Source organism: Blastococcus jejuensis (assembly GCF_039534705.1).
GTDB classification, from domain to species: Bacteria; Actinomycetota; Actinomycetes; order Mycobacteriales; family Geodermatophilaceae; genus Blastococcus_B; species Blastococcus_B jejuensis.
On sequence record NZ_BAAAVV010000003.1, the window covers coordinates 281,582 to 297,626 of the forward strand.

Consider the following 16,045-nt stretch of genomic DNA (forward strand, 5'->3'; position numbering starts at 1 on the left):
GGCCGATCAGCCGGGGCGCTCGGCGTCGCGGACGCTGCGCCGGAGGATCTTGCCGGCCGGGCTCTTCGGCAGGTCCTCCCACACGGCCAGCGACCGCGGCTTCTTGTAGCCGGCGATCCGCTGCCCGGCATAGGCGAGCAGCTCCTCCTGCGTCGGCGCCGGGACACCAGGCCGCAGCGACACCACCGCGTGCACGGTCTCGCCCCACCGCTCGTCGGGCAGCCCGACGACGGCTGCTTCGCGGACCGCCGGGTGCCCCGTGAGCACGTCCTCGACCTCGCGCGGATAGACGTTGGACCCGCCCGAGATGATCACGTCGTTGCGCCGGTCGACCAGGTACAGGAACCCCTCGTCGTCCATCCGGCCGATGTCACCGGTGTGCAGCCACCCCCCGCGCAACGTCTCCGCCGTGGCTTCCGGCCGGTTCCAGTAGCCGCTCATGACGTGCTGCCCCCGGGTGACCACCTCGCCCGCCTCCCCGGTCGGCACCTCGCGGTCCTCGTCGTCGACCACGCGGACCTCGACCAGGGTGTAGGCGCGCCCGGCGGAACCGACCCGGTCGTGCTCGTCCGGCTGGAGCAGCGTGATCGCCATCGGCGCCTCCGCCTGCCCGTAGGTCTGCGCGAGCACCCGCCCGAAGGCCTGCTGGGCCCGCTCGGCCACCGACGGCGGGATCGGTGAGGCCCCCCAGCAGAGCCGGCGCAGCGCGGGCACGGAGAGGTCGGCCACCGACGGGTCGTCGACCGTCATCGCGATCATGGTGGGGACGAGGAAGGTGGCCGTCGCCCGCGTGCGCTGGAGCTCCTCCAGGTAGTCCGACGGCGTGAAACGGCTCATCACGACGTTGTGCGCGCCCCGTACGTAGTGCGGCAGGAAGAAGGCGCCGCTGGCGTGGATGACCGGCGCCGCATGCAGCATCACGTCGTCCGGGCCGACGTCGGGCAACAGGTCGACCAGGAAGTGGGCCAGCTCGGCGTGCTCGCCACGCATCGTGAGCACGGCGCCCTTGGGCCGCCCGGTCGTCCCACCCGTGTACCCGAACCGGTACGGCGCCTCGACGTCTCGCGGCACGTCGCAGATCTCGACCGGGCCCGACCAGCACGTCCGGTCGAGCCAGTCCGACCCATGCACGACCGCGAGGTCGGGGGCGTCCAGAGAGGTGCCGCCGACCAGGTCGTCCCCGGCCACCAGGCCGCGGGCGCCCGAGTCGGTGAGCTTGTAGGCCCACTCGTCCGGCGTCTCCCGGTGGTTGAGCGGTACCCGGACCAGCCCGGACTTGGCCAGCCCGTAGTACACGACCAGGCCCTCGAGGCCGTTGGGCAGGAGCACCCCCACCCGGTCACCGGGCGCGAGCCCGCTGGCCAGCAGCGCCGAACCGACCCGGTCGGTCGCCTGGTCGAACTCGGTGAAACTCACCGTCCGGCCGTCGCAGGTGAGCGCCGGGCGATCGCGATAGCGGCGGGCGGTGGTGCGGATGAGGGAGCCGATCTGCACCGCTCAGCCCTCCCCGCCCGGGTGCCGCCGGAGCTCCAGGTGCGTGTGCCCGTGCGAGTAGGACGCGTAGGCAGCGCGGGTCTCGCGCACGAGCCGGCGGAGGAAGACCGCTTCCGGCGTCGCCGCCTGAGGCAGGTCGCGGGCCACCGGACCGCTGGCGTAGGTCTTGTCCACGTCGGGGCCGGGGATCAGCACGCGCAGGATCAGCTCCTCATCGGACAGTGTGTCGCCGTGCTCGTGGCGCAGTTCCGCGATGGTGGGCTGCGGCGGCGTCCAGGAGACGAACTCCTTGCCCCGACCGGAGCCCAGCGCCTTGTCCAGCACCTCGGGGTCGACCGGCGCGGGCGTCTTCCCCATGTGCCCGGCCAGGTAGATGAGGTTCTCGTCGGGGATCATCGAGTACCGCTCGCCGGTCACCACGTTGAGCAAGGCCTGGATGCCGACCAGCTGGCTGAACGGGGTGGCCATGATGGGCCAGCCCATCTCGGCTCGGACCCGAGTCACCTCCTCGAGCACCTCGCCCATGCGCTCGGGCATCCCGTACTGCTGCAGCTGGTTGCGCAGGGTCCCTGTCATCCCACCGGGGAGCTGCTGGTCGGCCACCGCCACCGAGTACTCCCGCGGCGCCCCCACCGGATGTCCCTCGTTGACCGCCACGCGGGCGAAGTGGTCGCTGATCTCGGCCAGCGGGCCCACGTCGATGGCCGGCTGGAAGCCGCGACGCTTCAAGTTGTCGGCCGTGACGTTCGCCGAAGGCATCGACGGCCCGTTGGCCAGCGACTCGGCGGCGGTGTGCAGGATCGAGATCCCGGCCTCGACGCCGATCAGGTGGTTGACCGACGCCAGACCGGTCGTGTTGTGGAAGTGCATCTCCAGCGGCACGTCCCCGGCGGCCGCGACCATCGCCGGGAGGAAGTGCTCCGCGCGCCGGACGTCGAGCACCCCCGCTTCGTCCCCCAGCAGGACCGATGCCACACCGGGGACCGCGGCCAGCCGCGAGACGACGTCGGCGAAGTACTCGTCGGTGTGCACCGGGGAGGTGCCGAACATGACCTGCGGTGACGGCGTCGCGCCGGCCGAGATGACCGTCTGGGCCAGGCGGCCCATCTGGTCGGTGTCGTGCAGGCAGTCGAAGATCCAGAAGCTGTTGATCCCGTGCTTGGCAAGCGTGGTCACCCACAGGTCCATGACCGAGTACGGCGTGAGCCCCATGCCGACCGCCCCGTTGCTGCGGGTGCCGGCACGCAGCGTCGCCCCGGGCAGCTGCTCCCGGATCAGGTCGAGGCCCTCCCAGGGGTTCTCGTGCCAGTGGCGCACCTGCACCTCGAACATCGACGAACCCGTGACGTCGATGACGGAGTAGCCGACCCGGTTGACCAGGTCGAGGACGGGGAGCGCGTGCCCCGCCCGCATCCGCATCCCCCACAGGCTCTGCTGGCCGTCGCGCAGCGTCTGGTCCACGAACTCGATCCGCGTCATGCGGCCGGTGCCCCTCTCCACTCGGGCAGGAATTCCTGCTCGATCCAGCGCGTGTGGTGCCGTTCGGCCCGGAACTCCTCCGCGCCGAGCACCGCCCGCAACAGCTCCGCAGTCGTCGGCACCCCCTCGATCACGAGGTGGGCCAGGCCCCGGTCGAGGCGGTCGAGGGCCGCCTCCCGGTCGGGCCCGTGCGCGATCACCTTCGCCAGCAACGAGTCGTAGTGCGGCGGGATCCGGTAGCCACCGAAGACGTGCGTGTCGATCCGCAGCCCGCCGCCCACCGGCTCCACCCACCGGGACACCAGGCCCGGGACCGGTGCGAAGTCCTGCCGGGGGTCCTCGGCGTTGACCCTGACCTCGACCGCGTGTCCGCGCAGCACGACGTCCGACTGGCGCACCGGAAGCCGGTCGCCACCGGCGATGGCCAGCTGCGCGCGCACGATGTCGATGCCGGTGACCATCTCGGTGACCGGATGCTCGACCTGGACCCGGGTGTTCACCTCGAGGAAGGACCAGATCCCCCGGTCGACGTCGACGACGAACTCGACCGTGCCGGCACCGACGTAGTCCAGCGCACGGCACAGCTCGACGGCCGCGGCGCAGAGGTCGCGGCGGATCTCCTCGGGCACGGCGCGAGCGGGCGCCTCCTCGATCAGTTTCTGGTAGCGCCGTTGCGTCGAGCAGTCCCGCTCCCCGAGGTGCACGATCCCGCCGTGGTGGTCGGCGAGCACCTGCACCTCCACGTGGCGGGCCCGCGTGATGAATCGCTCGAGATACATCCGCCCGTCACCGAAGGCCTGCTGCGCCTCGTGCGTGGCCCGGCCGAAGGCCTCCGAGAGCTGCTCCCCCGAATCGACGCGCACCATGCCGCGGCCGCCGCCGCCGGCAGCCGCCTTGAGCACGACCGGGTAGCCGATGCCGTCGGCGACGGCACGGGCCTGGACGGCGTCGGCCAGTGTGTCCGAGCCCTCGCCGACGGGGATGCCCAGGGACTCGGCCAGCTCCCGCGCGACGGCCTTGTCCCCACCGCGCCGGATGGCGTCGGCCGGTGGACCGACGAACACCAGGCCGTGCTCGGCGCACGCCTCGGCCAGCTCGGGCCGCTCGGCCAGGAACCCGTAGCCCGGGTGGACGGCGTCGCAGCCGGTGCCGAGCGCGGCCGCCACGACCCGCCCGATGTCCAGGTAGCTGTCGGTGGCCGACGCGGGCCCGATGCAGACCGCTCGGTCGGCGACCAGCGCGGCCCGCGATTCCCGGTCGGCCTCGGACACGGCGACGACGCTGCGCAGCCCCTCGTCGGCACAGGCGCGCACCACCCGCACGGCGATCTCGCCACGGTTGGCGACCAGGACCTGCCGCAACGTCACGGCTGCGGCCTCACGACACGGGGTCGAGGACGAAGAGGACCTGACCGTGCTCGACCATGGCACCGTTCTCGACCTCGACCGACCGGACCACCCCGGCGACTCCCGCCTTGACGTGGTTCATCAGCTTCATGACCTCGACGATGCAGACGGTGTCGTCGGGGCCCACGGTCTGTCCCGCGTCGACGAAATGCGGCGCGCCGGGCTGGGGCGAGCGCCAGAACAACCCCACCGAGGGGGCGGTGATCCGCAGTGCGCCGTCCGCACCGGCGCTGCCTCCCGCCCCGGCAGGGACGCCGGGGGCGGCGGCCGGGGCCGTGCGGGCGGGCTCGCTCGGCAGTGCCGGCCGTTCCGGGCCCGGGGCGTCAGGGGCCGCCGGACGGGCTGGGGGCGGTGCCGCGGCGCCGGCCGGCGGTCTGCCGCTGCGGGACAGAGCCAGTTGCGTCCCGTCGATCGAGAGCGTCATCTCGTCCCACTCCGACGCCTCGAAGGCAGCGATGAGCGACTGGACGTCCTCGGGGGTCAGCGACACGACGCGGCTCCTCGCGATCCCTTCCAGCTGCGGCCGGCGATGACGGCGGTCGCAGGCGCCGGAGTGACCGGCACCACAGCAGGATGCCACAGACATCCGATGTCTCGGCACTCCCAGGGGGTGATCGCCCCCCGGTTCGGCTCACTCCGGCGTTAGCATCGCCAGGAGAACCAGTTGCCGGTCGGAGGTCTGTCCTGTGGGTGTCACCGATGCCGCGATCGAGGCGATCCGCGATCTGATCGCGGACGGTCGCCTGGCGCCGGGTGACCGGCTCCCGCCGGAGCAGGAGCTCGCCACGGAACTCGGCGTGTCGCGCAACTCGCTGCGCGAGGCCGTGAGCGCGCTGTCCCAGGCGCGCGTCCTCGATGTGCGGCGCGGTGACGGCACCTACGTCACCAGCCTGGCGCCCGGCCTGCTGATGTCGGGGCTGAGCTTCGTGATGGACCTCATGCGGGGGCAGACGCTGCTGGAGATCTTCGAGGTCCGGCGCCTGCTCGAGCCGGCTGCGACCGGCCTGGCCGCCCACCGGATCACCTCCGGGGAAGTCGCCGACCTGCGAGCGTCGCTGGACGAGCTCCGCGCCGCCGTCGACGTGGAGGAGCAGATCGCGCTGGACGTCGAGTTCCACGCCGCGATCGCCCGCGCCACGGGGAACGAGACACTGTGCTCGGTGCTCGACGCCCTTTCCACGCGCGGCCTCCGGGCCCGGCTGTGGCGCGGATACACCGAGGGATCCAAGATGGCCTGGGCCCTCGACCAGCACGAGCAGATCATCAACGCGCTCGAGGTCGGCGACCCCGTGCTCGCCCGCGCGGCGGCCACCGTGCACCTGGCTGCGTCCGAATCGTGGCTGCATCAGCTCGTTCACGAGGAGGCCGATCTGACGGGCGCCGACCCCACCACCCTGGGCGGCCGACTGATCGGCCGGACCGGACGCAGCCGCGATGACGACGGCGAGTAAACGATGAGCTTCCCCGCGTCGGCCCCCGGCAGCCCGGAGGCCTACGTCCTCGGAGTCGGGATGACCCCCTTCGGGCGACATCTGGACCGCTCGCTGGCCGACCTGGCCACGGGTGCGGTCCGCGAAGCCCTCAGCGACGCCTGCGTCGGCTACGAAGCCGTCCAGGCGGTCATCGTCGGCAACGCCGTGCAGGGCGCCATGGACGGCCAGCACGGGATCCGGGGCCAGCTGATGCTCCGTGACCTGCCCCTCGGGACGGTCCCGGTCGTCAACGTCGAGAACGCGTGCGCCAGCGCCTCGTCCGCGCTCCACCTGGCGGTGGCCTACGTCGGCAGCGGCATGGCCGACGTCGTCCTGGCCGTGGGCGCGGAGAAGATGGTCTCCCTCGACCGGCAGCGGTCCCTGGATGCCTTCTCCGGCTCCTGGGACGAGTCGGGCCGGGAGGAGACGCTCGCAGGCCTCGCCGCATTCGGCCGTGCCACGCCGGTACCTGCCGGAGTCGAGGAGCTGGCCGCGCGCAGCGTCTTCATGGACATCTACGCCGCCTTCGCCCGCCAGCACATGGCGCTCTGGGGCAGCACGGTCGAGCAGTTCGCCGCGGTGAGCGCCAAGAACCACGATCACTCGGTGCACAACCCCCGGGCCCAGTACCGGCGTCCGTTCACCGTCGAGGAAGTGCTGGCCGGCAGGACCATCGCCTGGCCGCTGACCCTGCCGATGTGCTCTCCGGTCAGCGACGGTGCGGCCGCCGCGCTGATCTGCTCACCCGCCGCCGCGGACCGGCTGGGCCGCGGGCGTGCGGTTCGCATCCGTGCCAGCGTCCTGGGGCACGGCGGCGGCTGGACGGGCGCGGAGCCCGACGAGCACGTCAGCGCGCGGACCGCCCAGCGGCTGTGGGCGACCGCCGGTGTGGGGCCGGAGGACGTCGACGTCGCCGAGGTGCACGACGCCACCGCCGTCGGCGAGGTCCAGCAGATCGAGCACCTGGGACTGGTGCCGCGGGGGGACGGCGGCCCGGCGGCGGAGCGCGGTGAGACCCGGATCGGGGGTCGGATCCCGGTCAATCCCTCCGGTGGGCTCGAGTCCCGCGGGCATCCGATCGGCGCCACCGGCCTGGCCCAGGTCCACGAACTGGTGACCCAGTTGCGGGGGGAGGCCGGGCCCCGCCAGGTGGAGGGCGCGCGGCTGGCGGTCGCGGAGAACGGCGGCGGGCTGATCGGCCTGGAGGAGGCGGCGGTGGCGATGACCGTCCTCGAGGCCCCGGCCCGGCGGTGAGCGCGAACCTCGCCGGGTTGATCGACGGCCCTGCCCGGCGCCTGCGCGACCGGACGGCGGTGTTCGACGGCGACCGTCCGGTGACCACGTGGGCAGGCCTGGCCGAGGACGTCGCCCGGCGCGCGGGAGGGCTGTGGTCCGTGCACGGGATCCAGCCCGGAGCCCGGGTGGCCCTCTGGGCGCACAACAGCCCCGCCTACCTCGCCTCACTGCTCGCGGTGTGGCACGCCGGTGCGGTGGCGGTGCCGATCGCCGCCCGACTGCACCCCCGCGAAGCCGCCTCGCTGATCGCCGACTGCGCCGCCTCGCTCTGTCTCACCGACGACTCCCTGGCCGGAGGGCTGGCCCCGCACACCTCGACACCGCTGCATCCGCTCGGCGGCACGGACGACGACCTGGGCCGGGCCGAACCGCTTCCCCTCGTCCCCCGGGCGGCGACCGACGACGCCTGGCTGTTCTACACGTCGGGCACCACCGGCCGGGCCAAGGGGGCCCGGCTCAGCCACGCCAACCTGCTGGCCACGGCCTCGGCGTACTTCGCCGACGTCGCTCCCGTCGGCCCGCAGGACTGCCTGCTGCACGCCGCGGCGCTCTCGCACGCCTCCGGGCTGTTCGCGCTGTCGTTCCTCGGCCGGGGAGCCACGCAGGTGTTGCCCGCCTCCGGCGGCTTCGACGTCGACGAGGTGGTGGACCTCGTCGACGCCCACGACCGGACGACGCTGTTCGTGCCCCCCGTCCTGCTCCGCCGGCTGGTTTCCGGGGCCGGGAGTCTCGACAGCGCTCGCCTGGGCACGGTCCTGGTCGGCGCGGCACCGGTCCGCGCCGAGGACCTGCGAGCCGGGGTCGGGGCCTTCGGACCCCGGGTCTGGAACGGCTACGGCCAGGGCGAGTCACCCAACACGATCACCGCCATGTCCGCCGCCGACGTCGCCGCGAGCCTCGACCGGCCCGACCGGCTGACGTCGGTGGGGACGGCCCGCTTCGCCACCCGCGTACGCGTGGTGGACGGGGCCGGCCGACCCCTGCCGCCCGGTGAGGTCGGGGAGGTCGTGGTGTCCGGGCCGACGGTGATGGCCGGCTACCTGAACCGTCCCGACGCCACCGAGGAGACGCTGCGCGACGGCTGGCTGCACACCGGCGACCTGGGCCGCTTCGACGGCGGCGGGTACCTGACCCTGGTGGACCGGGCCAAGGACGTCGTCATCACCGGGGGCTACAACGTCTACCCCCGCGAGGTCGAGGACGTGCTGGCCGCCGACCCCGCGGTGGCCGACGTGGCCGTGATCGGGGTCCCCGACGAGGAGTGGGGGGAACGGATCGTCGCCGTGGTCGTGCCGCACGAGGGCGCGGATCTCGATCCGGCCGCACTCGACGCCCGCTGCCTGGCCGCGATCGCCCGGCACAAGCGTCCCCGCGCGTACGTCGTCCGCGCCGAGCTGCCCCGCAACCCCGCCGGCAAGGTGCTCAAGACCGTGCTGCGCGAAGCCGTCGACCCCGACCGGGAGGTCACCCCGTGACACACGTTGCGCTGCTGGACACGACCCTGCGCGACGGGCAGCAGTCGCTGTGGGGCATGCGGATGCAGGCAGGCATGGCGCTGCCCGTCGCCCACCTTCTGGACCGGACCGGCTTCCGCACGATCGACTACGCGGGCAGCTCGATGTTCGAGGTGCTGGTGAAGTACTGCCGCGAGGACCCGTGGGCCGGCCTGGACCTCCTGCGGGCCGCCATCCAGCGCACTCCGATGCGTGGCGGGATGCGCGCCAACGCCGCGGTCTCCTTCGGCGTCACCCCGGACGCCCTGATGGACACCTGGATGCGCCGGCTCAACGAGCACGGCGTGCGCTCGTTCTGGATCTACGACTGCGCCTTCGGGTGGCAGAACATGGCGCGGCTGGCCCGCGTGGCCAAGGAGTACGGCTCCGAGGTGGCCGGGACCGTGTTCTTCAGCCTCTCACCGGTGCACACCGATGAGTACTTCGCCGCCCGCACGGCGGAGATGGCCGGCGTCGCGGAGATCGACACGATCCTCTTCTACGACACCGCAGGCGTCCTCGACGTCGAGCGGATGCGCACGCTCGTCCCGACGCTGCAGGCCGCCGCACTCGGCAAGCCGCTGGAGTTCCACTCCAACAACCTGATGGGCACCTCCGGGCTCGCCTACGCCGAGGCGGTGGAGCTGGGCATCACGATCCTGCACACGGCCAGCCGTCCGATGGCCAACGGCCCGTCGGTCCCCTCCACCGAGAGCGTGCTGCGCAACCTGGAGCTGCGTGGGCACACCCACGGCCTCGACACGTCACTGCTGGCCCCCGTGGCCGACCACTTCCGGGCCGTGGGACGAGCCGCCGGCTACCCCGTGGACCAGGTCTCGGAGTACGACTTGTTCAGCGCGACGCACCAGATCCCCGGGGGGATGACCGGGACCCTGCGCAACCAGCTCGCGCAGCACAGCATGGCCGACCGGCTCGACGACGTCCTGGCCGAGACCGCGGCAGTGCGCCGGGAGCTGGGTTACCCGATCATGGCGACACCGTTCAGCCAACTGGTCGGAACCCAGGCGGTCCTCAACGTGGTCAGCGGTCGGCGATGGTCCGTCGTCCCCGACGAAGTGGTGGCCTACGCCGCGGGCCACTACGGCGCCCCGCCGGCCCCGATCGATCCCGACGTCCTGGACCGGATCATGTCCTCGAGCAGAGCGACGCTGGTGGCGGCCACCCCGCCGGAGCAGCCGTCGCTGGAGGAGCTGCGGGCGCGGCACGGCACCGGGACCGACGACGACGAACTCATCCTCCGCGCGCTCATCCCGGGGCCGGCGGTGGATGCGATGCGCGCGGCCGGTCCGGTGCGCCGGGACTACCCGCTGTCGTCACCGGAGGTGCGCCAGGTGCAGGAACTGCTGGGCCTCACCCGGACCCCTTACGTGCGGGTGGCCTCCGAGGTGATGGACGTGGAGTTGCGCAAGAACTGAGGGCGGAGTGCCGAGGGACGCGTCCGGCACTCCGCCCGGACGGTCAGCCGGACTTGGCGATCATCCCGCCGTCGATGACCAGTTCGGCACCGTTGCAGTAGGACCCCATCGACGAGCCCAGGTACAGCGCCCCGTCCGCGATCTCCCGAGGCTCGCCGGTGCGGCCCATCGGGTTCCAGACGAAGCGCTGCTCCTCGCTGTTCAGGAACGGCACGTACTCGGCGACCATCGGGGTGTCGATGTATCCGGGGCAGATCGTGTTGGTCCGGATCCCGAAGCGGGCATACGTCGTCGCCAGCGACCGGGTCAGATTGACGATCGCGCCCTTGGCGGTCGTGTACGCGTGCGCGTCGGGGTGCCCCCGGAGCCCCAGCACGCTCGCGACGTTAACGATCGAGCCGCCGCCCTGCTCTTTCATGATCGGGATGGCGCGCCTGCAGGCGTACACCACGCTGCCGAGGTTGATCCCCATGACGTGGTTCCAGTCGTCCAGCGAGGACTCGTCCAGCGGCAGCATGCTGCCCGGGCGCACCGCCCGGTAGGCGTAGCCGACACCGGCGTTGTTCACCAGGACGTCCAGCGCGCCGAACTCGGCGACGGCCGCATCGATGACCCGCCCGACCTCGTCGTCCTCGGACAGGTCGGCTGCGACCGTGTGCACGGTTCCGCCGTCGGCCCGGACCTTCTCCGCGGCCTCCTCGAGGCGCGAAGCCGTGCGCGACGCAGCGACGACGCGCGCACCCTCGCGGCAGAACGTGGACATGATCGCCCGCCCGATCCCGGTGCTGGCACCGGTGACGACGGCGACCTTCCCTTCCAGCAGGCCCACGGGTCCTCCTCCTGACCCGCGCACGGGTCTCTCCTGGGCGCCTACAGCAGGTCGCCAGACATCGGATGTCTGAGCGTGGCCCCCGTCACATCAGGCGTCAAGAGGCACGAACAAAGTCTGCTGACCGGCTTGCTCTTACAGGATTGTGTGAGCTGCGCTACTTTCGCGACATGCCTGGTGAGGCCAGGCATCCGATGTATGCCGGTCGCTCGACCTCTGTCGGGTCGCCGGCCCCGACGACCGCACAACGATGAGGAGGCCTGGTGACCGACACGTCCGCGCCACCGACGACCGAACAGGGCGTCGTCCCCGACAAGTGGGGCGGCAAGGCGATGACACCCACCGTGGAGTTCTTCCACTCCGCCGTCCGCAAGCTCGTCGCCGAGCGCTTCGCGGCCAGCGGGAAGAGCTGGGAGGAGGCCGTGGAGGACCCCGCGATGGAATTGACGCGGGAGGACTTCGAGCGCATCGAGGCCGACATGCTCGCCACCGGCTACCTGTTCGAGTACTCGGCGCAGGTTTCCTTCACCGAGGCTCCCGAGAAGCACAAGCCCGAGGCCGGCATCGGCGACTCCGGCAACCAGCCCACCGACGAGGAGGGCCGGCCGATCGTCGGCACGGGCGACAACGTGTTCAAGGCCAGGTCGGACCTGACGGGGACCGCCCGGTTCATCACCACCGTCGAGGTGGTCATGGAGATGCTGACCGAGGGAGTTCCGGAGGGGACGATCGCGGTCATCGACGACTCGGGCGGCACCCTGACCGCACCGATCCTCGAGGACTTCGCCGGTGTGGTCTGCATGGGCGGGACGATCCGCTCGCACCTCGGGATCCTGACCCGCGAGTACAACATCCCCTGCCTCATGGCCGCCGAGCTCGACGGGCTCGCCGACGGTGACACGGTGCTCGTCGAGTACTCCAAGCCCGCCGCGGACGCCTACGCCGCGCGCGACGACGCCGCCCGCGCCCGCATCATCAAGACTTCCTGAGAGGCCGCCCCGATGCCCGCGTCCCACAGCTACCGCGACCTGCTCGAGACCAACCACTGGATCCGCAAGAACAGCGACAAGTTCTACTGGCAGTGCACGACGCGCACCGTCCAGGAGTCCAAGCTCTTCCCGGTCAACCCCTACATCGCGATGAGCTACCTCAACGCCTGGTACCGGTGGCCGGAGCTCCTCCGCAAGATCGACGCCGCCATGCCCGCCGAGGAGATCGGCGACCGCGCACGCGAGGTCAGCTCGTACGTGAACGTGCTGACCGCCGGCATCATCCCGGACTTCTACCTCGGCGGCCGTCAGATCCTGATGGACATGGGGATGCTGAAGGCGACCGACGCGATCGACGACGTCATGTTCGTCCTCGACTTCGCCAAGCGGCTCAATCTCTCCTACAAGCGCGCGGACCACCACGTGCTGGCCCAGGACAACGGGGAACGGCAGCAGTTGCACCCCGAGCGGGTGACGCAGGTCTTCGAGGCCGATGCGCTGGGCACCAAGCCCGGTGACAAGCTGCACACCGCGGTGCACCGGTTCCTGGCCACGGTGTCGCAGTACGCCTTCCTCAAGGACTGCGAGTGCCGGCTGGGAATCGGCAACTCCGGCCCCTACAAGGTCGGCGACGCCGAGATGCTGGTGCGCGACTTCCACAACCTCGGCGAGGGCGACCTGCCCTGGCTGGACGGCGTGGCCGACGAGATCCCGTTCAACAACCTCACGCTGCCCGTGATCATGAAGGACACGCACTTCAACATCCTCGACGACTGGGGCAGCTTCGAGGCGACCCCTGCCTACAGCCACGACAACATGGTCGCCGTCGGCCTCTACACCTCCGACTACTTGTCCGAGGGCTATCTGCCGGTGCACATGGACAACCACGGGGAGCTGGCCGACTACCTCGACCACCTGCGGGACAAGATGTCCCACGCGACCTCCGAGCTGTGGAAGCGGATGGCGGGGTGGACCCGGGACCAGATGATCGACGCCGGCCTGCTCGTCTACTACGGCGTCGTCCGCGACATGGCGCACTTCGCCGGCGTGTACGACCAGGAGGAGTGGTTCACCGTCGAGGACCGCGCGCAGCGCTTCAAGCCGCTGTTCAACGACGAGTACGGCGGCCACCTCATCGGTGAGCTGGTCGGCTACATCTCGCTGCGCAGCCAGCAGGGCAGCGAGTACCACATGTCCCGCTTCTCCGGCGCTCCCGGCGACATGTGGAGCACGATCCCCTACTCGGTCCTGTCCGACGACGAGTGGACGTCGGGGGTGGGCCCGATCCGCGGCGGGTCGACGTCGCTGCCCCCCAAGACGGGCAAGTACACGACGACCCGGGGCAAGCTGACCCAGGACGAGGTGAACGCGGCGGTGCGTGGCTTCACGCCGGCCACCGTGGCGCCGCACCTCCGCGGACTCGACGACACGTGGGTCAAGCACCATCCCGAGGACCCGCGGGCCGACGAGCTGTACAAGGCGACCCAGCAGAACTCGATCACGCTGAAGGACGCCGGTGCAGGGCTGGTGCGCGCCGACATCGCAGCCCTGCGCGAGAAGGCCGGCCGCAACGCCTGAGCCCTCGCGCTAGCGGCGGGTGGGGAGGGCGGCCTCCCCACCCGCCGCTCAGTCGTCGGTGCGCGGAGCGGCGAGGAAGCGCATCAGCAGGACCAGCTCGGGCTGCGACGGCAGCGCGACGACCGTGGTGACCCCGGCGCGAAGGGCGGCGGCTGCACCGGTTGCGGTGTTCAGCACCGCACCTCGGGCAGCGACAGCCCCCGCGAGGGCGGCGTCCAACTCGTCGTCGGCCGGAGGACGCTCGGGGTCCAGCCCGACCCCCGCGGCGTCGAGATCGACGACGTCGGCAGCGGTGTCCCCGGTCGTCACGGTGACCGGTGCCGTGTCACGCGCCCAGGCCAGCAGCTGCACGAGGTGCGGGTCGGAGTCGACGGCCACCTCCTCGGTGCGCAGGCGGCCGGCGTAGACCCGGCCCGACGAAGCGTCGACGGTGACCTCCCGCCCCAGCCAGGCCGCCACCGTGTCCGGCCCCACGCCGACGACGCTCGGCCGCCCCAGCGCACGGGTGACGACCGCAGCGTGCGACGTCGCACCACCCAGCTCGGTGACCACCGCCCGGGCGGCGATCATCCCGGCCACGTCCTCGGGACTGGTCGTGGGGCGCACCAGCACCACGTCCTGCCCCTCCGCGGCCAGCGCGTCGGCCTCGTCCGGGTCGCTGACCGCGATGCCGCCGGCCACCCCCGGGCAGGCGGGTTCGCCGGAGGCCAGCAGCTCGGCGTCGTCCGTCGCGCCGGGCGCGAGGCACGGACGCAGCACGCTCGCGACCTGCTCGGGGGTCACCCGGCCCAGGGCCATCGTGGGGGTGATCACCCCTTCCTCCACCAGCTCCACCGCCGTGCGGACCGCTGCGGCCGGGGAGCGCTTGGCTGCCCGGGTCTGCAGCAGGTACAGCCGGCCCTGCTCCACCGTGAATTCGACGTCCTGCAGATCGCCGTGCTCGGCCTCCAGCCGCCGGCCGACGTCCACCAGCTGCTGGTGCACGTCGGGCAGGTCGCGGGCGAGGTCGGCGAGGCTAAGCACGGCGTGCGTGCCGCTCACGACGTCCTCGCCCTGACCGCCGGGCAGCCACTCGCCGTAGGGCTCGGGCGCGCCGGTCAGCGGATCCCGGGTGAACAGCACCCCTGTTCCCGAGTTCTCCCCCAGGTTGCCGAAGACCATCGCCTGCACCGTGACGGCCGTGCCCCCGAGGTCGCTGATCCCCCAGTGCTTGCGGTACGCGACGGCGCGGCGAGAGCCCCACGACTCGAACACGGCGCAGATGGCCCGCCTCAGCTGCTCCCATGGGTCGCCGGGCACGGTGTCACCACAGTCCTCCTCGACGGCGGCACGCACCTGCGCGGCTGAGGCGGCCGGAGCCGCCGGGTCGATGTCGGCGCCGAGCACGATGCGCCCGAACTGCGCGCAGAACCGGGCGTGCGTGTCGCGGGCGAAGTCCGGATCGCCGGTGGCCGCGGCGAGGGCGCGCTCGACCTCGTCGGTGATGCCGAGGTCGAGGACGGTGTCCATCATGCCGGGCATGCTCACGGCAGCCCCCGAGCGCACCGAGACCAACAGCGGGGCGGACGGGTCGCCGAACCGCTTGCCCGTGGCGCGCTCGAGCTCGGCCATCCCCTCGCGGACCGCCGCCCAGGCGCCGTCGTCGAGACATCGGCCGGCCTGGTGGTAGTGCGCGCACTCGGGCACCGGCAGGGCGAAGGCAGGGGGAACGGGCAGCCCGGCCCGGCGCATGCGGACGATGCCCCAGGCCTTGCCGCCGAGGAGATCCTTGCCCAGCTCCACCGAGCCGTCGAGGACGACCGACCGCGGAACGGACACCGCCGTGGCCGTCACTGCTCCTCCCGCGTACGGCCCAGCATGCGCAACAGGTCCTCGTGGAGCTCGAACCAGACCGTGTGGTAGCTGTCGACCCGCACGCCGCTGACGTAGTCCGTCTCACCGGCGAGCGCCTTGTCGTAGGCGTCGTCGAGGCGCTCGGTGTACCGCGACAGCCTCCCCTCGAGCGCAGCCAGCCGGGACAGCACCTTGTCCGCCCGTTCGTGCAGATCCCCCAGCCGGTCGATGACCGAGCGGTCGTAGTCGGCGTCGGTGTGGTCGTTCGGCACCCGCTCGCCCCCGGCGGGCATCGTCTGCCAGTCGGTGAAGAGCGCGAGCAGTTCGCGGTTGACCCGCTCGAACCGGTCGTAGGCGGCCGTGGCGGCCTCGTCGGACCGGAGCTGCGCGAAGACCTCCGGATACCGGTCGTCGAGCCAGGAACGGCCAGCCGCTGCCACCATGAACTTGCCCTTGGCCCCCACTGCCCGCCCGGCGGCGACATGGGCCTCCAGGGCCGAAGCGACGGCGGCCGGCTCGGCACCGAGCACGTCGGCCACGGACTCAGGGGTCCCCGCCTTCTTCACCGCCAGCCCGTGCAGCGCGAGCAGGTCGAGGTCGGTCATGCGCACCACCCATGTGAACGGGACCCCGTGGGCCCAGACATCCGATGTCTGCCCAACGCTGGAGCACCTGAAGGCGCCCGAACGTGGCGTCTCTCACACTACTTCCTCGGGCACACCGACTGGGAGCCGATCAGT

13 protein-coding genes are annotated in these 16,045 nt (G+C 71.9%); 6 read left to right on the forward strand and 7 right to left on the reverse strand.

Translation table 11 applies throughout. The features are described 5' to 3' along the window. Positions 1-6 precede the first annotated feature (6 nt). From ABD644_RS08430 to ABD644_RS08445, 4 genes are read right to left on the reverse strand one after another with little or no spacing between them, the layout of a single operon-like run. Positions 7-1,494: an AMP-binding protein gene (locus tag ABD644_RS08430; protein ID WP_344688325.1), complete on the reverse strand. Its 1,488-nt coding sequence runs from the start codon at positions 1,492-1,494 to the stop codon at positions 7-9. A 3-nt stretch (positions 1,495-1,497) separates the two neighbouring features. Next, positions 1,498-2,973, reverse strand: coding sequence for a hypothetical protein (locus ABD644_RS08435; RefSeq protein ID WP_344688326.1), 1,476 nt, complete (start codon positions 2,971-2,973; stop codon positions 1,498-1,500). Beyond that, entirely contained in the window at positions 2,970-4,340 is a 1,371-nt protein-coding gene (locus ABD644_RS08440) for an acetyl-CoA carboxylase biotin carboxylase subunit (protein WP_344688327.1), read from the reverse strand. The genes ABD644_RS08435 and ABD644_RS08440 overlap by 4 nt, the downstream gene beginning before the upstream one ends. A gap of 10 nt (positions 4,341-4,350) precedes the next feature. Then, positions 4,351-4,869 (reverse strand): acetyl-CoA carboxylase biotin carboxyl carrier protein, encoded by a 519-nt coding sequence (locus ABD644_RS08445; RefSeq protein ID WP_344688328.1) that lies wholly within the window; start codon positions 4,867-4,869, stop codon positions 4,351-4,353. Between the two features lie 196 nt (positions 4,870-5,065). Between ABD644_RS08445 and ABD644_RS08450 the strand changes: the two genes are divergently transcribed. From ABD644_RS08450 to ABD644_RS08465, 4 genes are read left to right on the forward strand one after another with little or no spacing between them, the layout of a single operon-like run. Then, positions 5,066-5,830, forward strand: a complete 765-nt coding sequence (locus ABD644_RS08450; protein WP_344688329.1) for a FadR/GntR family transcriptional regulator — start codon at positions 5,066-5,068, stop codon at positions 5,828-5,830. 3 nt (positions 5,831-5,833) lie between these two features. Further along, entirely contained in the window at positions 5,834-7,105 is a 1,272-nt protein-coding gene (locus tag ABD644_RS08455; protein WP_344688330.1) for a thiolase family protein, read from the forward strand. Beyond that, positions 7,102-8,622, forward strand: a complete 1,521-nt coding sequence (locus ABD644_RS08460) for a class I adenylate-forming enzyme family protein (RefSeq protein ID WP_344688332.1) — start codon at positions 7,102-7,104, stop codon at positions 8,620-8,622. The genes ABD644_RS08455 and ABD644_RS08460 overlap by 4 nt, the downstream gene beginning before the upstream one ends. Continuing rightward, on the forward strand, positions 8,619-10,076 hold the full coding sequence (locus tag ABD644_RS08465; RefSeq protein WP_344688333.1) for a hypothetical protein: 1,458 nt from the start codon (positions 8,619-8,621) through the stop codon (positions 10,074-10,076). The genes ABD644_RS08460 and ABD644_RS08465 overlap by 4 nt, the downstream gene beginning before the upstream one ends. Before the next feature lie 43 nt (positions 10,077-10,119). Here the strand turns inward: ABD644_RS08465 and ABD644_RS08470 are convergent, their stop codons facing one another. Then, positions 10,120-10,905: an SDR family NAD(P)-dependent oxidoreductase gene (locus tag ABD644_RS08470; protein ID WP_344688334.1), complete on the reverse strand. Its 786-nt coding sequence runs from the start codon at positions 10,903-10,905 to the stop codon at positions 10,120-10,122. A 263-nt stretch (positions 10,906-11,168) separates the two neighbouring features. On the opposite strand from ABD644_RS08470, the gene ABD644_RS08475 reads away from it, so the two are divergent. Both ABD644_RS08475 and ABD644_RS08480 read left to right on the forward strand, forming a co-directional pair. Beyond that, positions 11,169-11,894, forward strand: coding sequence for a PEP-utilizing enzyme (locus tag ABD644_RS08475; protein WP_344688335.1), 726 nt, complete (start codon positions 11,169-11,171; stop codon positions 11,892-11,894). 12 nt (positions 11,895-11,906) lie between these two features. Beyond that, entirely contained in the window at positions 11,907-13,472 is a 1,566-nt protein-coding gene (locus ABD644_RS08480) for a hypothetical protein (protein ID WP_344688336.1), read from the forward strand. A 48-nt stretch (positions 13,473-13,520) separates the two neighbouring features. On the opposite strand, the gene ABD644_RS08485 is transcribed toward ABD644_RS08480, so the two are convergent. Further along, on the reverse strand, positions 13,521-15,305 hold the full coding sequence (locus ABD644_RS08485) for a pyruvate, phosphate dikinase (RefSeq protein WP_344688337.1): 1,785 nt from the start codon (positions 15,303-15,305) through the stop codon (positions 13,521-13,523). Next, complete coding sequence (locus ABD644_RS08490) at positions 15,302-15,910, reverse strand: hypothetical protein (RefSeq protein ID WP_344688339.1); 609 nt, start codon at positions 15,908-15,910, stop codon at positions 15,302-15,304. Before ABD644_RS08490 ends, ABD644_RS08485 begins: the two co-directional genes overlap by 4 nt. Between the last annotated feature and the right edge of the window lie 135 nt (positions 15,911-16,045).